This window comes from Achromobacter sp. SX5, from assembly GCF_056711425.1.
In genome coordinates, this window is record NZ_CM160041.1 from 2,811,209 (window position 1) to 2,824,032 (window position 12,824).

Here is a 12,824-nt window from a genome sequence, read left to right on the forward strand (position 1 = left end):
ATTGCCCAGCCGGCCGGTTCAGCTTTCGCCTACGTCCAGGCCGTAGGCGTCGAGCCGGTTGTAAAGGGTCTTGAGGCTGATGCCCAGTGTCTGCGCCGCCAGCCGCTTGTCGCCCTCGTGGTGGGCCAGCGTGGCCAGGATGTACTCGCGCTGGGCGCGTTCCAGCGGCATGCCGACGGGCAGACATAGCGTGCCGTCGCGCAGCTCGCCGCGAGGCACGTCGCGCGCCCGCGCCAGGGCGCTGGCGTCGAGTTCGGCGTCGGCCAGGATATAGGCGCGCTGCACCGTGTTGCGCAGCTCGCGCACATTGCCCGGCCAATCGTGCTGCGCAATCGCATCCTGCATGGCGCGGGAGAAGGTTTTTTGCGTGCCGTGCTCGCGGTTCAGCGCGTCCAGGAAGCGCTGGGCCAGTATCCGCGCGTCGTCGCCGCGCTCGCGCAAGGGAGGCACGCGCAGCGGCACCACCAGCAGCCGGTGCAGAAAATCCTGCCGCAGCCGGCCTTCGGCCACGGCGGCCTGCGGGTCGCGGTTGCTGGCGCAGATGACGCGCACGTTGGCGCGCAGCAGGTCGGCCCCGCCGACACGCTGGTACGTGCCCGATTCCAGCACCCGCAGGAAATGCACCTGCATATCGGGCGGCATTTCGGTCACTTCGTCCAGGAACAGCGTGCCGCCGCTGGCGTACTCGAAATAGCCGGCGTTCTGCGCCACCGCGCCGGTGAAGCTGCCTTTTTCGTGGCCGAACAATTCGGCGTGCGCCAGCGTGCCGCTGATGGCGCCGCAATTGACGGCCACGAACGGCTGGTCGCGGCGGTCGCTGGTTTCATGGATGGCGCGCGCGACGATTTCCTTGCCGGTGCCGCTTTCTCCCACGATGAAGACGCTGGCGTCGGTGGCGGCCGCCAGCCGGAGCTGGGAGGCCAGTTTCTGCATCGCCGGCGAAAGGCCGTCGGCGTCCATCAGCGCCGAAGGGGAGGCGGCGGCGGCATCGCGCGCGGCGGCATTGACAGTGCGATTGGCCATGCGGATTCCTTGGCCCGGGCGCGGGCCGTTGTCCAGATTGCATCGTAGAGGGCGGCCGCGGCGGCGTATGCGACCAGTTGCAAGTATTCGAAAACGTTGATGGAAAGTATCCAATATTTACCCATCGCGCGACGCCAGCCGCTATGCTGAACCGTGGCTCAACAAGGAGCAGGGAATGCCCCATTTGCTGATCGTCGACGACGACGCCGCGATACGCGAAACGCTGGCCGAAATAGGCCGGGACAGCGGCTTTTCGGTGGCGCTGGCCGCGAGCATCAAGGATGCGATGATCCAACTCGAACGGCAGGCGCCCGATCTGGTCCTGACCGACGTCCGCCTGCCCGAGGGCAGCGGCATGGACATCTTCAAGAACGCGGCCGCGGCCAGCGCCGAGGTCGTGGTGATGACCGGCCACGGCACGGTGGACAACGCCGTGCAGGCGCTGCGGCTGGGCGCCACCGACTACCTGGTCAAGCCCATCTGCATGGAGCGGCTGAACGATATCCTCACGCGCATCGCCGCGGGCGCGGGCGGCGACCTGGCCGGCCAGCCGTTCGAGGAGCCGGGACGTTTCGGCAAGATGTACGGCGCTTCCGAACGGATGCGGGACCTGTACCGCCAGCTGGGACGCGTGGCGCCCACCAACGTCACCACCCTGGTCATCGGCGAAAGCGGCACCGGCAAGGAACTGGCGGCCCACGCCATCCATGAACTCAGCCCGCGCCGGCAGCGGCCCTTCATCGCGGTCAATTGCGGCGCGATTTCGCCCAACCTGATCGAAAGCGAAATGTTCGGCCACGAACGCGGCAGCTTCACCGGCGCCGACCGCCAGCACAAGGGCTACTTCGAGCGCGCCGACGGCGGCACGCTGTTCCTGGACGAAGTGACCGAGATGCCGCTGGACCTGCAGGTCAAGCTGCTGCGCGTGCTGGAGACGGGCCAGTTCATGCGCGTGGGCACCAACCGCGAAATCGCCTGCGACATCCGCATCGTGGCCGCCACCAACCGCAACCCCGAACAGGCGGTGCGCGACGGCAAGCTGCGCGAGGATCTGTATTACCGGCTCAGCGTGTTCCCGGTGGAGCTGCCGCCGCTGCGCGAGCGCGGCGACGACATCCTGCTGCTGGCGCGGCGCTTTCTCGCCACGCAGAACCAGGAGTCCGGCACCAGCAAGGATTTTTCCCCGGCCGCGCTGCAACGGCTGCAGCAGTACGAATGGCCGGGCAACGTGCGCGAGCTGAAGAACTTCGTGCGCCGCGCCTTCATCATGGCCGACAGCAATGTGCTGGAGGCCGACATGCTGGCGCCGCAGGTGTCTCCGTCGGGCGCCTCGGCCGCGGGCGGGCGCGTCAGCGTGCCGGTGGGCGAGACGCTGGCCGAGGTGGACCGGCGGCTCATCCTGGCCACGCTGGAGCGCTGCAACGGCGTCAAGAAGCAGACGGCGGCGATGCTGGGCATCAGCCCCAAAACCCTGTACAACCGGCTCGAGGAATACGCCGCGGCGGGCTACGTGCTGCCGGGCGAGCCCGGGGCCCGCCCGCCGCGGCGCTAAGGCCTTATTTGCCGTAGCGGGCCTTCAGGTCCGCGATACAGGCATCCTTGGCGTTGCCCGACATGGCGTCGCATTTCTCCTTGCCGACCTTGTAGTCGGCGTCGTTGCGCGTCTTGGCGGCATCGCGGTTGGCTTCGGCCTTCTGCTTGCCGGCCTTGGCCTCGGCCTTGGCCTTGTCGCGCGAGGCTTCCGCCTCCTGCTGGCAGATGTCCTTCTGGTTGCCCTTCATCGCGTCGCAGCGCTTCTTGTCGAGTTTGTACTGATCGTCGATCTGGTCGTCGCTGCGCACGGCGGCGGCGCCCGACGCGGGCTGCGCCGGCGCCTGGAAGGCGAGCGCGCTTAGGCCCAGGGCCACGGCAGGAAGAACGGCTAGGGACAGTTTCATGGTTGACTCCTCGGGTTGTGGTCCGACCACGCGCGGACCCGGGCGTCGACACGCAAGCGGCGTTCCCGGCGGGCCGGGCATGCGGCTTGCAGACCCGTTCGCGTTGCAGCAAGAGAGGGATCGGCATGGATACCGAACGTAAACGCGACGGCGGCGCGCGCGCCAATACGCCGCAGGACGAGACCGAAGCCGCGCATCGCAGCGGCAAGCTGGGCGCGGACAAGCCGGGCTTCGGCAAGCCGCCGGCGCATCCGGCGCGCCCGGCCGACAAGAAACCGAACGAGAAGGGGCCGGAGTTCGAAGAGGGCGGCCAATACCCGGGCAAGCGTCCCGGCGGCAAATAGGCGGGAGCCGGCGCGCGGGCATGGCGGTTGCTGGGCTAGCCGCAAGCCATTCCCGTACCGGAGGTTTCCCATGGCCTTGATCGTCGCCGCCCGATTCGACACCTTCGACGAGGCCGCCGTGGCGGCCCGTCAGCTCTTCGACCAGGGCTTCACCGAGGACGACATCCATACGTTCTACATCAACACGGCGGGCGAGCACGCGCGGTTTCCCATAGGCGGAGACCGCGTCGCCGACCCCGACGCCAAGGGCGGGCACTTCGGCGCCGTGGCCGGCGCTTCCGTGCTGGGCCTGCTGTTCGCGCTGGCCGGCGGGCTGGTGGCGGCGCGGCTGGCCGCCTCCATCCTGGTCGTGATCGCCGCGGCCGGCGTGGGCGCCTACCTGGGCGCGCTGGCCGGCGCGCTGTGGGTCGTGGGCCGCGGCCGGCGCGCACGTGCCGGCGTGCCGGCCGCGCCCGACGAGCACCCGGACCTGAGGCCGGCCGGCGTCATGCTGGCGCTGCACGTCGCGCCGGACCGCGATGCGCTGGCGCGCAGCGTGCTGCGGCAGGCCGGCGGCAAGGACATCGAAAGAGCGCAGGGCCGCTGGCTGGAAGGGAAGTGGGAGGACTTCGATCCCCTGACCCCGCCCCGGAGAGCGGCATGAGCACGCCGCGGATGCGCGCCTGGGCCGCGGCGCTGCTGCTGGCCGCGCTGGGGCCGTTGCAGGCGCAGGACCTGCCCGAGTCCGACGCGCGCTTTCTGCAGGCGGCTGCGGGCTCGGGCATGTTCGAGATCGAGGCCGCAAGGCTGGCGCAGCAGCGCGCCGACAGCCGCGCGGTCAAATCCTATGCGGCGCAGATGCTGGAGCAGCATCGCGCCATCGACAAAGAACTGAGGACGCTGGCGCAGCGCAAGCAGGTGACGCTGCCCGACCAGCCGTCCGAGCCGGACCGCAGCACGCTGGAACAACTGCGCAACCGCAGCGGGGCGGACTTCGACGTGGTCTACGCCAAGCGGGCCGCGGTGGACGCGCACGTCATGGCCAACCGCCTGTACGAGACCGCTGCGCGCGAGTCGGAGGACCCGCAGGTGCGCGATTTCGCCACGCGCGTGCTGCCGGTGGTGACCCAGCACCTGGCCATGAGCCGCGAGTTGCAGCAGGGCCGGCCCGCCAACGGCGACAAGATCCAGCCGCCGGTCAAGGGCGAGGCGCCGGCGGTGTCGCCCGCCTCGCGCGACGCGCCGGCCTCGATCGCGCCGCCCAAATGATGGGGCGGCGGCCCGGCCTCAGTCGCCGGCGCTGCCGGTGATCGGCAGCACGATGCCGGTGATGTAGCTGGAACAGACCGGCGAGGCCAGGAACACGTAGGCGGGCGAGATTTCCTCGGGCTGCGCCGGGCGTCCGAAATCCGTGTTCTTGCCGAACTCCCGGATGGCCTGCGGACTCTGGTCGGCCGGGTTCAGCGGCGTCCACACCGGACCCGGCGCCACCGCGTTCACGCGTATGCCCTGGCCGGCCAGGTTGGCCGCCAGCGAGCGCGTGAATGCGTGGATCGCGCCCTTGGTGGTGGAATAGTCCAGCAGTCTAGCGCTGCCGCGCAGGCCCGTCACCGAGCCGGTGTTGATGATGGCGGCGCCGGCCTTCAGATGAGGCAGGGCGGAGCGCGCCATGTAGAAATAACCGGTGATGTTGGTGCGCAGCGTCCGGTCCCATTTGTCGTTATCGATCTCCGGCAGCGTATCGGTGTGCTGCTGGTAGGCGGCGTTGTTCACCAGGATGTCCAGCCTGCCGAAGGCCTGCACCGCCTGCTGCACCGCGCTCTCGCAAAAGGCCGGGTCCTGCACGTCGCCGGCGATCAGCACGCAGCGCCTGCCTTCTTCCTGGACTGCGCGGCAGGTGGCTTCGGCGTCTTCGTGTTCGTTCAGGTAGACCAGGGCCACGTCGGCGCCTTCGCGCGCATACAGCACGCAGACCGCGCGGCCGATGCCGGAATCGCCGCCGGTGACGATGGCGGCCATGCCTTCGAGCTTGCCGCTGCCGCGATAGGAAGGGGCTTGGTACTGCGGCTTGAGCGCCATGTCCGCTTCTTCGCCGGGCTTGTCCAGATGCTGGCCGGGCATGGGTGGGGTCGGGTGCGGCCGCGCGCCGGTGTTGTCCTGGGTGGGTTTGCTCATATGTCTCTCCTGGGTGCGTGTCTGCACCCACCGAGCAATCCGCGTTCCCGCGCCGGCCGGCGCTACAGGCCCAGTTTCTTCAGCATGCGCGGGCCCACCGTCTTGCGGGCCGCTTCGTAGCCTTGCCAGGGATCGCCCAGTTCGCGCGCCAGCTCGACCGCGTTGCGGATATTGCAGGCCGCGCCGCGCCAGTCGCGTCCGGATTCCAGCGCGTCCCAGCCCACGGGCAGCGACACCGGCGCGCCGGCGCGGGCGCGCGCCGAGTAGGCCGCGATGGCGGTGGCGCCGTTGCCGTTGCGCAGATAGTCCACGAAGATGCGCCCGTGGCGGCGCACTTTGGACATATTGGAGGTGTAGCGCTCGGGGATGACCCGCGCCAGTTCGTCGGCCAGCGCGCGCGCCAGGCCCTTGACCACGTCCCAGGGCTGGGTCGCGCGGATCGGCGCGACCAGGTGCAGGCCCTTGCCGCCGGTGGTCTTCAGGAACGGCGTCAGGCCGATTTCCTGCATCAGGCCGCGCGCCAGCTGCGCGCCTTCGGCGACCGCCTGCCATTGCACGTCGGGGCCCGGGTCCAGGTCTATGGTGATGCGGTCCGGCTCGTCGGGCCGCGGCTGGCGCGCGCCCCAGGTATGGAACTCGATGACGCCGCGCTGCACCATGGCCAGCACGCCTTCCAGCGAGCGGATCAGCAGGTGTTCGCCGTCGCGTTCCAGGCCCTCGGGCAGCCGGCCGCTGATGTGCTTCTGGAAAAAGCAGGTGGCGTCGGTGCCGTCCGGGCAGCGCAGCAGCGCGATGCGCCGGCCCCGCAGATGCGGCAGGATCAGATCGCCGGCCGACTCGTAATAGCGCGCCAGGTCCAGCTTGGTGGTGTCCGGATCGTGCATGATGACCCGGCCCGGATGCGTGATGCGGACCTGGCCCACCTTGTCGGCGGCCTTGTCCGTCCTGGCGGCGGGGGGCTCGGGCGGGGGGGCTACCCGTTCGCCCTCGACCTCGCTGGCCGGCTTGTCCTCGCGCAGCCCGACGAAGGAAGCCTGGCGCAGCAGCTTGTCCTGGGTGACGCTGGCGTAGCGGATTTCCGCCACGAGTTCCGGCTTGACCCAATGGATTTCGCCCGCGCTCTGCCCGTAGCGCCCGGGGCCGGGCAGCTCGCCCGCGAACGGGCTGGCGTCCGTCTCCAGCGCGTGCAGCTTCTTGTAGAGCGAGGCCAGGGTGGCGGCGGTGAAGCCGGTGCCGACGCGGCCCGCGTATTCCAGCTTCCGACCCTTGCGCAGGCCCACCAGCAGCGCGCCGAAATGCTTGCGCGCGCCGGCCGGCGCGGTGTAGCCGCCGATCACGTATTCCTGGCGCGGCCGGCACTTGAGTTTCAGCCAGGCCGTGCCCCGGCCCGCCACGTAGCGCGAATCCAGGCGCTTGCAGATCAGTCCTTCCAGGCTCAGCCGGCAGGCTTCGGACCAGGCCGCGCGTCCTTCGGTGCCGTCGGCCACCTCCAGGCGCTGCGTCATCTGCAAGGGGACGCCGTCCGGCAGCGCGGCCAGCACCTGCTCCAGGCGCGCCTGGCGCTCGGACAGGGGCAGATCGCGCAGGTCCTCGCCGTCCCAGTAGGGCAGGTCGAAGGCCATGAACGACAGGTCCTGGGTGCGGCCGTCCAGCGCGTTCTGCAGCAGCTGGAAGTCCGATATGCCGCGCTCGTCCAGGCAGACCACCTCGCCGTCGATCCAGCCGTCGGGCAGGTCCAGCGCATCCAGGGCGTCGGCCAGCACGGCCATGCGCGCGGTCCAGTCGATGCCGCTGCGGCTGACCAGGCGCGCGCGTCCGCCGTGCACGCGGCACAGGATGCGATAGCCGTCGTACTTGACCTCGTAGGACCAGCCCGTTCCCTGCGGCGGGGCCTCGACCAGCGTGGCCAGTTGCGGCGCGAGCGTGGCCGGCAGCGCCGCGCGGCGCGTGGCCGGCCGGGCGCTTTTGGTCGTTTTCGTCGTCTTCGCCGCCTTGACGGGCTTTTTCGCCTCGGCCTTGCGGGCCGCCTCGGCGTCATCGCCTTCGAGCGCCGCGTCGTCGTCCAGCTTGCGCAGCAGCCATTGCTTGTCTTCCTTGCCCAGGCGCAGCAGGGCCCAGGCGCCGTTCAGGGTGCCGCCGTGCAGCGTGAAGCGCAGATGGCCGCGCGCCAGTCCGCGCCTGGGATCGCCGTCCGGCGTCCAGGTGCCGCGGTCCCAGATGTCCACGTGGCCGGCGCCGTAGTGGCCCTTGGGGATGTCGCCCTCGAACTTGCCGTATTCGACCGGGTGGTCCTCGACCTTGATGGCCAGGCGCTTGACGTCCGGATCGCGGCTGGGGCCCTTGGGCACGGCCCAGCTCACCAGCACGCCGTCGAGTTCCAGGCGGAAGTCGTAGTGCAGCGCGCGCGCCTCGTGGCGCTGGACCACGAAGGACAGGTCGCCGGCGCGGCGCGCACGCGGCGCCTTGCCGGCGGGTTCGCGGGTGCCGGTGAAGTCGCGCATCCTGCGGTACTGGGCCAGCGGTTCGCTCATGGGGACTCCTTATGACCGGCTCACGCCGCCTTGCGCCTGGCGGACGCGCCGGACTTGGCGGCAGTTTTCTTGGCGGCGGGCTTTTTCTTCGGCGCGGCGCGCTTGGCCGGCGCCTTGCGGGCGCCGCCGCGCTGCTCGATGCTCTGCTTGAGCAGCGACATCAGGTCTATCACCTTGGCCGATTCGCGCGGCGCCTTCGCGCCGTCCTCGGCTTCGGCCAGCACGTGGGTGCGGCCGGCCTTGATCTTCTTTTCGATGGCCGCCAGCAGGTCTTCGCGATAATCGTCGCGATAGGCCTGCGGGTCCCAGGGGCCGGTCATGTCCTCGACCAGCCGCAACGCCATGTCGCGTTCGCGCGCGGCCGGCGCGGCGGTCTTGCCGGCGGGCAGGTCCAGGTCCTCGGCCGACAGGATCTCGCCGGCGTAGCGCAGCGTGATCAGCATCAGGGCGTCGCCCTGCGGCAGCAGCGCGCACAGGTATTGGCGCGTGTGCAGCACCACGCGCGCCAGCCCCAGCCTGCCGGCCTGGCGCAGCACCTCGCGCAACAGCACGTAGCCTTTTTCGCCGCGCCGGTCCGGCGCCAGGTAGTAAGGGGTGTCGTAGTAATAGATCGGCACTTCGGCGGCGTCGACGAAACCCTGGATCTCCACCGTCTGGGTGGCGGCGACGTTGGCGCGCTTGAAGTCCTCGTCGTTCATGTAGACGTATTCGCCTTTTTCGTACTCGTAGCCCTTGACGATGTCTTCCGAGGCGACCGGCTTGCCGGTGCGCTTGTTGATGCGCTGGTAGCCGACGGGCGCGTCGTCGCGCCGGTCTATCCAGTCGAAATCCAGGCGCTGCGGCCGCGTGGCCGCATGCACCACGATGGGCACGTGCACCAGGCCGAACGAGATCGCGCCTTTCCAGATGGTACGCGGCATGGCCGCCTCCAGAGGTCGGGGACGCGATGAGCAGCAAGCCGCATGCCCGGCGCCGGGCATGCGGCCGCGGCCGCGCTACTGGCGGCCGACCACCACGCCGAACAGAAAGGCCGCGCCGGCCACCAGCCCGATCGCCTGCCACGGCCGGGCATGGATGTACTCCTCGGTGCAATCGATGGTTTCGCGCATCAGGTCGCCCGCATTGTCGGAAGCGTCGCGCAGGCTGCGCCGGGTGGCGCGCAGCTGCTCCGACAGCCGCTCGCGCAGCGCCTCCAGATCGGTGGCTTCCTTATCGTTGAGGGTGGCCTCCAGTTCGTCGATCCAGGATTCCGGATGCCGCGCGCGGCGGCGCAGGCTGCTGTTGTCCGGGCCGTTCTCGGGAAAATCGGAGGGCAGGGGGGTGTTGGTAGTGGCCATCGCAAGCTCCTGGCGGTCGGGCTGGAAAAGCGTCTTGCAAGCCGGCCCGGGACGGCGCGCAAGACGGGTCGGGATCAGGGCCCGAGCATGTCGCGGCAGGCCAGCGCGCAGCCCAGGCAGGCGCCGGCGCAGATCTGGCAATGCTGCGCCGGCGACGCCGAACACGCGCGGGCGCAGGCGTCGCAGAGCTGGGCGCACAAGGCGCACAGCCCCTTGGCGAACTCGCCGTCGCGCGCCAGCATGGCCGCGCACAGCCGGCAGACGGCGGCGCAATCCGTGCACAGGCCGATGGCCCGCTGCATGCCGGCGGCGTCTTCCCGCAGGCACATCGCGGCGCACGCGTCGCAGGCCACGGCGCATTCGTAGCAGGCTTGCACACACAGGCCGAAATTTGAGTCTCGCATTGCATCTCCTTGTGAGCCGCCGTGCCTGCCGGCAATCGGCGTGCCCGGCCGGGGCGGGCACATCCGCTTGCAATTTCGCCGCGCCGGGGGCTTTTCCGGCGCACGCGACGCCGTAGCATGAAAGACCGGAACCGGAAGGAGATACGCATGAAACCCGCAGCCAAATCCGGACATGGCAAGTCCGCCCGCGCCCGCAAGGGGCCACAGGACGGCGCGCAAGACAACGTTAAGATACTGCCGCCTCGCGGTCCCGTCGACGTTCCGCGCATGCCGGACAAGCCGGACGCCTCGACACCGGACGAAGCCGCGCGCGACCGGCGCGCCGTGGTGGACAATCGCACCGAATCGAATTGGGCCGACGGCTCGGCGCCGCAGCCGCGCGCCAAGAACGCGCGTTCATCGATTCTTTGAGCCAGGCCCGGGGCCGCCTCGTTGCAGAAAGGCGAGCAGCCGGCGCTCGTCGGCGTCCAGCCCGCGCGGGCCGTCCGGCGCGCGTGCGCGCGGCGGCAGCCGGCCTTCCAGATAGGCCTCCAGGATGGCCGGATGCACATAGCAGGCGCGGCACACGGCCGGCGTGTTCGCCAGGCGCTGCGCCACCTGGCGGATGACCTCCACCACCGCCTGGCGGGCGCGGGCCGGGTCCGGCTCGGGACGGCGTTGCAGCGCGGCGAAGGCCAGCACCGAACCCGCCCAGGTGCGGTAATGCTTGGCGGTGAAATCGCCCGCGCCGGCCTCGCGCAAATAGGCGTTGACCGCGCCCGAATCCACCGGATGGCTCTCGCCTTCATCGTCCAGGTACTGGAACAGCTGCTGCCCCGGAATGTCCATGCAGCGCTTGATCACGCGCGCCACGCGCCGGTCGGCCAGCCTGACGTCGTGCGCCACGCCGCTCTTGCCGTGAAAGCGGAAACGGATGCGGCCGCCGGCCACGCTGGCGTGGCGGCGCTTGAGCGTGGTCAGGCCGTAGGAACGGTTCTGGCGCGCGTATTCGCGCGCGCCGATGCGGATCAGCGTGGTCTCCAGCAGCCGCACCAGCGTGGCGATGACCTTGTCCTGCGACAGCCCGGGCGCGGCCAGGTCGCGCTGCACGCGCCTGCGCACGCGCGGCAGCGCCAGCCCGAAGGCCGCCAGGCTCTGGTATTTGTCGGCGTCGCGCACCGCGGTCCAGTCGGAGTGGTAGCGGTACTGCTTGCGGCCGCGCGCATCGCGGCCCGTGGCCTGCAGATGTCCGCGCGGGGTGGGGCAGATCCACACGTTTTCATAGGCCGGCGGTATCGCCAGCGCGTCGATGCGCGCGATTTCTGCCGCGTCGCGGATGCGGCGTCCCTGCGTGTCCAGATAGGCGAAGGCGCGGCCGTTGACCCGCATTCGGGTATAGCCGGGCCGGGCGTCGTCGACATAGACCAGGCCCGCCTCGGCGGTGGCGGACGGCGCGGACGCAGCGGTGGAGCGGACGGATTTCATGCGGGCAGGGCAGGCGTGGAAGGAAGCGCGGCAAGCAGCATCCCGCGTGCCCGGGCACGCCGCTTGCTGCAAGCGGCTGGGATTCCCGAAGGAGGCCGCCATGCAAACTTTTTTCCATATGCACGTCCCACCCAAACCCGATCCGATTCCGCCGGGTTCGCCGCCGGGCGACCTGCCCGTGGACCCCGATACCGACGAACCGGACGTCGATCTGCCCCCGCTGTCGCCGCCCGGCAAGGAAATCACCCCGCCCGGGAAGTGATGTCCGCCCGTCGTTCCAGAACTCGAATCGATAAAGACGAGGAGTCGCCATGTCGACCATTCTGCTGATCATCCTCATCCTGCTGCTGATAGGCGCCGTGCCGGCCTGGCCGTACAGCAGGGGCTGGGGCTACTTCCCCAGCGGCATCCTGGGCATTCTGCTGATCGTGTTGATCGTGATGCTGCTGACCGGACGCTTGTAGGCGCGCGGCGGCGGGCGCGCGGACACCGCGCGCCCGGTTCCCGCTAGTGGGAGAACATGACCGGCAAGGTCATGTTTTTCAGGATCGACGCGGTGGCGCCGCCCAGCGCCCACTGGCGCAGCTTGCTGTGGCCATAGGCGCCCATGACGAGCAGGTCCGCGCTGAAGTCCGCGGCCGCGTTCAGGATGGTGCTGCCCACTCCCACGCCCTTGACGTCGCGGCGCACGTGCTCGGGTGCCGGCATGCCGTGGGCTTCGCAGAAGCTGGCCAGGTCCTCGAACGCGATCTGCGCCTTGCCGCGCGACTCGCCTTCCTCCATGGTCAGCACGATCAGGGTCGAAGCCAGGCGCAGCATGGGCGCGGCGTCGGCCAGCGCGCGGGCGGCTTCGCGGCTGCCATCCCAACAGCACAGCACGCGCTCGCCGATGACCGGGAAGGCGCCGATGGACGGCACCACCAGCACCGGACGGCCGGCCGTCAGCAGCGTCTGCTCGACGAACTCGATCTCGTGCGCGGCTTCGACGTCTTCGCGGTTCTCCTGGCTGACGACGATGAGGTCGCTGGCGCGGCCCAGCGCCGCGACGGTGGCGCTGGGCGAGGCTTCGCCGGCGCGCACCGCCGCCGGCACGTCGGCGGCCGCGGCGGAGGCGAGAAAGCCGTTCAGCACCGCATCGCGGCTCTGGGTCTGCAGTTGCTCCATGACGCTGGCGGCGCGCGACATCAGCACCGATTCGCCGTAGTAGTACTGCGGCGGCGCGGCGTTGGCGTAAATGCCGACGAGCTCGGCCTTGTGGCGGCGGGCCAGCCCGAGCGCGGCGTCGGTGCGGCGCTTACAGTCGAATCCGTGATCGAGGTGTACGGAAATGCGGCGGTACATGATGGCCTCCTGGGTTGAACGTGATCGGTCAACAACATGGTTGCGCGTTCGGTGCGATCGGCCCTTGATAAGGGTCAACCCGTACTCAGTTTCCACGAACGGCCGCAACTCCCCGCCATCGCATTGGCAACCAAAAGTGTCGGCCATCGCGTTAAAGACCGCCGGAGTACATATGGACACACTTCTGTATCTTTGCCGCGTCAAATATGAAAATTTGCCTGGAACAAACATAGGAAATCGCATAAAAAACGCTGTAGCTGGGAATACTCATGTCCAAATGTGCCGCTTT

Annotated in this window: 16 protein-coding genes; 7 read left to right on the forward strand and 9 right to left on the reverse strand. The window is 69.6% G+C overall.

Annotated features, from left to right (window positions below; translation table 11 throughout):
• Positions 1-18: 18 nt before the first annotated feature.
• Positions 19-933, reverse strand: coding sequence for a sigma-54-dependent transcriptional regulator (locus tag AC1M14_RS13285; RefSeq protein WP_209165478.1), 915 nt, complete (start codon positions 931-933; stop codon positions 19-21).
• A gap of 265 nt (positions 934-1,198) precedes the next feature.
• Here AC1M14_RS13285 and AC1M14_RS13290 point away from each other — a divergent pair, with 265 nt between their 5' ends.
• Positions 1,199-2,575: a sigma-54-dependent transcriptional regulator gene (locus AC1M14_RS13290; protein ID WP_479731766.1), complete on the forward strand. Its 1,377-nt coding sequence runs from the start codon at positions 1,199-1,201 to the stop codon at positions 2,573-2,575.
• Between the two features lie 4 nt (positions 2,576-2,579).
• On the opposite strand, the gene AC1M14_RS13295 is transcribed toward AC1M14_RS13290, so the two are convergent.
• Positions 2,580-2,960 (reverse strand): hypothetical protein, encoded by a 381-nt coding sequence (locus AC1M14_RS13295; RefSeq protein ID WP_111825110.1) that lies wholly within the window; start codon positions 2,958-2,960, stop codon positions 2,580-2,582.
• A gap of 125 nt (positions 2,961-3,085) precedes the next feature.
• Between AC1M14_RS13295 and AC1M14_RS13300 the strand changes: the two genes are divergently transcribed.
• The 3 genes from AC1M14_RS13300 to AC1M14_RS13310 all read left to right on the forward strand — a co-directional run bounded on the left by AC1M14_RS13300 (position 3,086) and on the right by AC1M14_RS13310 (position 4,552).
• The gene (locus AC1M14_RS13300; protein ID WP_102771218.1) at positions 3,086-3,304 is read left to right on the forward strand and encodes a hypothetical protein; all 219 of its coding nucleotides are present in this window, start codon (positions 3,086-3,088) and stop codon (positions 3,302-3,304) included.
• A 70-nt stretch (positions 3,305-3,374) separates the two neighbouring features.
• Positions 3,375-3,947 (forward strand): hypothetical protein, encoded by a 573-nt coding sequence (locus AC1M14_RS13305; RefSeq protein WP_479731767.1) that lies wholly within the window; start codon positions 3,375-3,377, stop codon positions 3,945-3,947.
• Entirely contained in the window at positions 3,944-4,552 is a 609-nt protein-coding gene (locus tag AC1M14_RS13310) for a DUF4142 domain-containing protein (protein ID WP_247747696.1), read from the forward strand. Before AC1M14_RS13305 ends, AC1M14_RS13310 begins: the two co-directional genes overlap by 4 nt.
• A gap of 18 nt (positions 4,553-4,570) precedes the next feature.
• Here AC1M14_RS13310 and AC1M14_RS13315 read toward each other — a convergent pair whose 3' ends face one another.
• The 5 genes from AC1M14_RS13315 to AC1M14_RS13335 all read right to left on the reverse strand — a co-directional run bounded on the left by AC1M14_RS13315 (position 4,571) and on the right by AC1M14_RS13335 (position 9,730).
• Complete coding sequence (locus tag AC1M14_RS13315) at positions 4,571-5,458, reverse strand: SDR family oxidoreductase (protein ID WP_102771216.1); 888 nt, start codon at positions 5,456-5,458, stop codon at positions 4,571-4,573.
• A 62-nt stretch (positions 5,459-5,520) separates the two neighbouring features.
• Positions 5,521-7,989, reverse strand: coding sequence for a DNA ligase D (ligD, locus tag AC1M14_RS13320; RefSeq protein WP_479731768.1), 2,469 nt, complete (start codon positions 7,987-7,989; stop codon positions 5,521-5,523).
• A gap of 20 nt (positions 7,990-8,009) precedes the next feature.
• Positions 8,010-8,909: a non-homologous end joining protein Ku gene (gene ku / locus AC1M14_RS13325; RefSeq protein ID WP_479731769.1), complete on the reverse strand. Its 900-nt coding sequence runs from the start codon at positions 8,907-8,909 to the stop codon at positions 8,010-8,012.
• A gap of 75 nt (positions 8,910-8,984) precedes the next feature.
• Positions 8,985-9,326: an ElaB/YgaM/YqjD family protein gene (locus AC1M14_RS13330; protein WP_102771213.1), complete on the reverse strand. Its 342-nt coding sequence runs from the start codon at positions 9,324-9,326 to the stop codon at positions 8,985-8,987.
• Between the two features lie 74 nt (positions 9,327-9,400).
• Entirely contained in the window at positions 9,401-9,730 is a 330-nt protein-coding gene (locus AC1M14_RS13335) for a four-helix bundle copper-binding protein (RefSeq protein WP_111825116.1), read from the reverse strand.
• Between the two features lie 147 nt (positions 9,731-9,877).
• On the opposite strand from AC1M14_RS13335, the gene AC1M14_RS13340 reads away from it, so the two are divergent.
• Entirely contained in the window at positions 9,878-10,141 is a 264-nt protein-coding gene (locus AC1M14_RS13340) for a hypothetical protein (protein WP_102771211.1), read from the forward strand.
• On the opposite strand, the gene AC1M14_RS13345 is transcribed toward AC1M14_RS13340, so the two are convergent.
• Positions 10,127-11,194: a DNA topoisomerase IB gene (locus tag AC1M14_RS13345; RefSeq protein ID WP_479731770.1), complete on the reverse strand. Its 1,068-nt coding sequence runs from the start codon at positions 11,192-11,194 to the stop codon at positions 10,127-10,129. The two genes, AC1M14_RS13340 and AC1M14_RS13345, sit on opposite strands and share 15 nt — an antisense overlap.
• Before the next feature lie 100 nt (positions 11,195-11,294).
• Here AC1M14_RS13345 and AC1M14_RS13350 point away from each other — a divergent pair, with 100 nt between their 5' ends.
• Both AC1M14_RS13350 and AC1M14_RS13355 read left to right on the forward strand, forming a co-directional pair.
• On the forward strand, positions 11,295-11,456 hold the full coding sequence (locus tag AC1M14_RS13350; RefSeq protein WP_181390871.1) for a hypothetical protein: 162 nt from the start codon (positions 11,295-11,297) through the stop codon (positions 11,454-11,456).
• A 49-nt stretch (positions 11,457-11,505) separates the two neighbouring features.
• Positions 11,506-11,658, forward strand: a complete 153-nt coding sequence (locus AC1M14_RS13355) for a DUF3309 family protein (protein ID WP_102771209.1) — start codon at positions 11,506-11,508, stop codon at positions 11,656-11,658.
• 43 nt (positions 11,659-11,701) lie between these two features.
• On the opposite strand, the gene AC1M14_RS13360 is transcribed toward AC1M14_RS13355, so the two are convergent.
• Positions 11,702-12,535, reverse strand: coding sequence for a universal stress protein (locus AC1M14_RS13360; RefSeq protein ID WP_102771208.1), 834 nt, complete (start codon positions 12,533-12,535; stop codon positions 11,702-11,704).
• Between the last annotated feature and the right edge of the window lie 289 nt (positions 12,536-12,824).

Excerpts from the sequence above, each read along its gene's own strand:
- AC1M14_RS13285 (WP_209165478.1), bottom strand. The coding sequence starts at position 933 with ATGCAGAAACTGGCCTCCCAGCTCCGGCTGGCGGCCGCCACCGACGCC.
- AC1M14_RS13290 (WP_479731766.1), top strand. The coding sequence starts at position 1,199 with ATGCCCCATTTGCTGATCGTCGACGACGACGCCGCGATACGCGAAACG.
- AC1M14_RS13295 (WP_111825110.1), bottom strand. The coding sequence starts at position 2,960 with ATGAAACTGTCCCTAGCCGTTCTTCCTGCCGTGGCCCTGGGCCTAAGC.
- AC1M14_RS13300 (WP_102771218.1), top strand. The coding sequence starts at position 3,086 with ATGGATACCGAACGTAAACGCGACGGCGGCGCGCGCGCCAATACGCCG.
- AC1M14_RS13305 (WP_479731767.1), top strand. The coding sequence starts at position 3,375 with ATGGCCTTGATCGTCGCCGCCCGATTCGACACCTTCGACGAGGCCGCC.
- AC1M14_RS13310 (WP_247747696.1), top strand. The coding sequence starts at position 3,944 with ATGAGCACGCCGCGGATGCGCGCCTGGGCCGCGGCGCTGCTGCTGGCC.
- AC1M14_RS13315 (WP_102771216.1), bottom strand. The coding sequence starts at position 5,458 with ATGAGCAAACCCACCCAGGACAACACCGGCGCGCGGCCGCACCCGACC.
- ligD (WP_479731768.1), bottom strand. The coding sequence starts at position 7,989 with ATGAGCGAACCGCTGGCCCAGTACCGCAGGATGCGCGACTTCACCGGC.
- ku (WP_479731769.1), bottom strand. The coding sequence starts at position 8,909 with ATGCCGCGTACCATCTGGAAAGGCGCGATCTCGTTCGGCCTGGTGCAC.
- AC1M14_RS13330 (WP_102771213.1), bottom strand. The coding sequence starts at position 9,326 with ATGGCCACTACCAACACCCCCCTGCCCTCCGATTTTCCCGAGAACGGC.
- AC1M14_RS13335 (WP_111825116.1), bottom strand. The coding sequence starts at position 9,730 with ATGCGAGACTCAAATTTCGGCCTGTGTGTGCAAGCCTGCTACGAATGC.
- AC1M14_RS13340 (WP_102771211.1), top strand. The coding sequence starts at position 9,878 with ATGAAACCCGCAGCCAAATCCGGACATGGCAAGTCCGCCCGCGCCCGC.
- AC1M14_RS13345 (WP_479731770.1), bottom strand. The coding sequence starts at position 11,194 with ATGAAATCCGTCCGCTCCACCGCTGCGTCCGCGCCGTCCGCCACCGCC.
- AC1M14_RS13350 (WP_181390871.1), top strand. The coding sequence starts at position 11,295 with ATGCAAACTTTTTTCCATATGCACGTCCCACCCAAACCCGATCCGATT.
- AC1M14_RS13355 (WP_102771209.1), top strand. The coding sequence starts at position 11,506 with ATGTCGACCATTCTGCTGATCATCCTCATCCTGCTGCTGATAGGCGCC.
- AC1M14_RS13360 (WP_102771208.1), bottom strand. The coding sequence starts at position 12,535 with ATGTACCGCCGCATTTCCGTACACCTCGATCACGGATTCGACTGTAAG.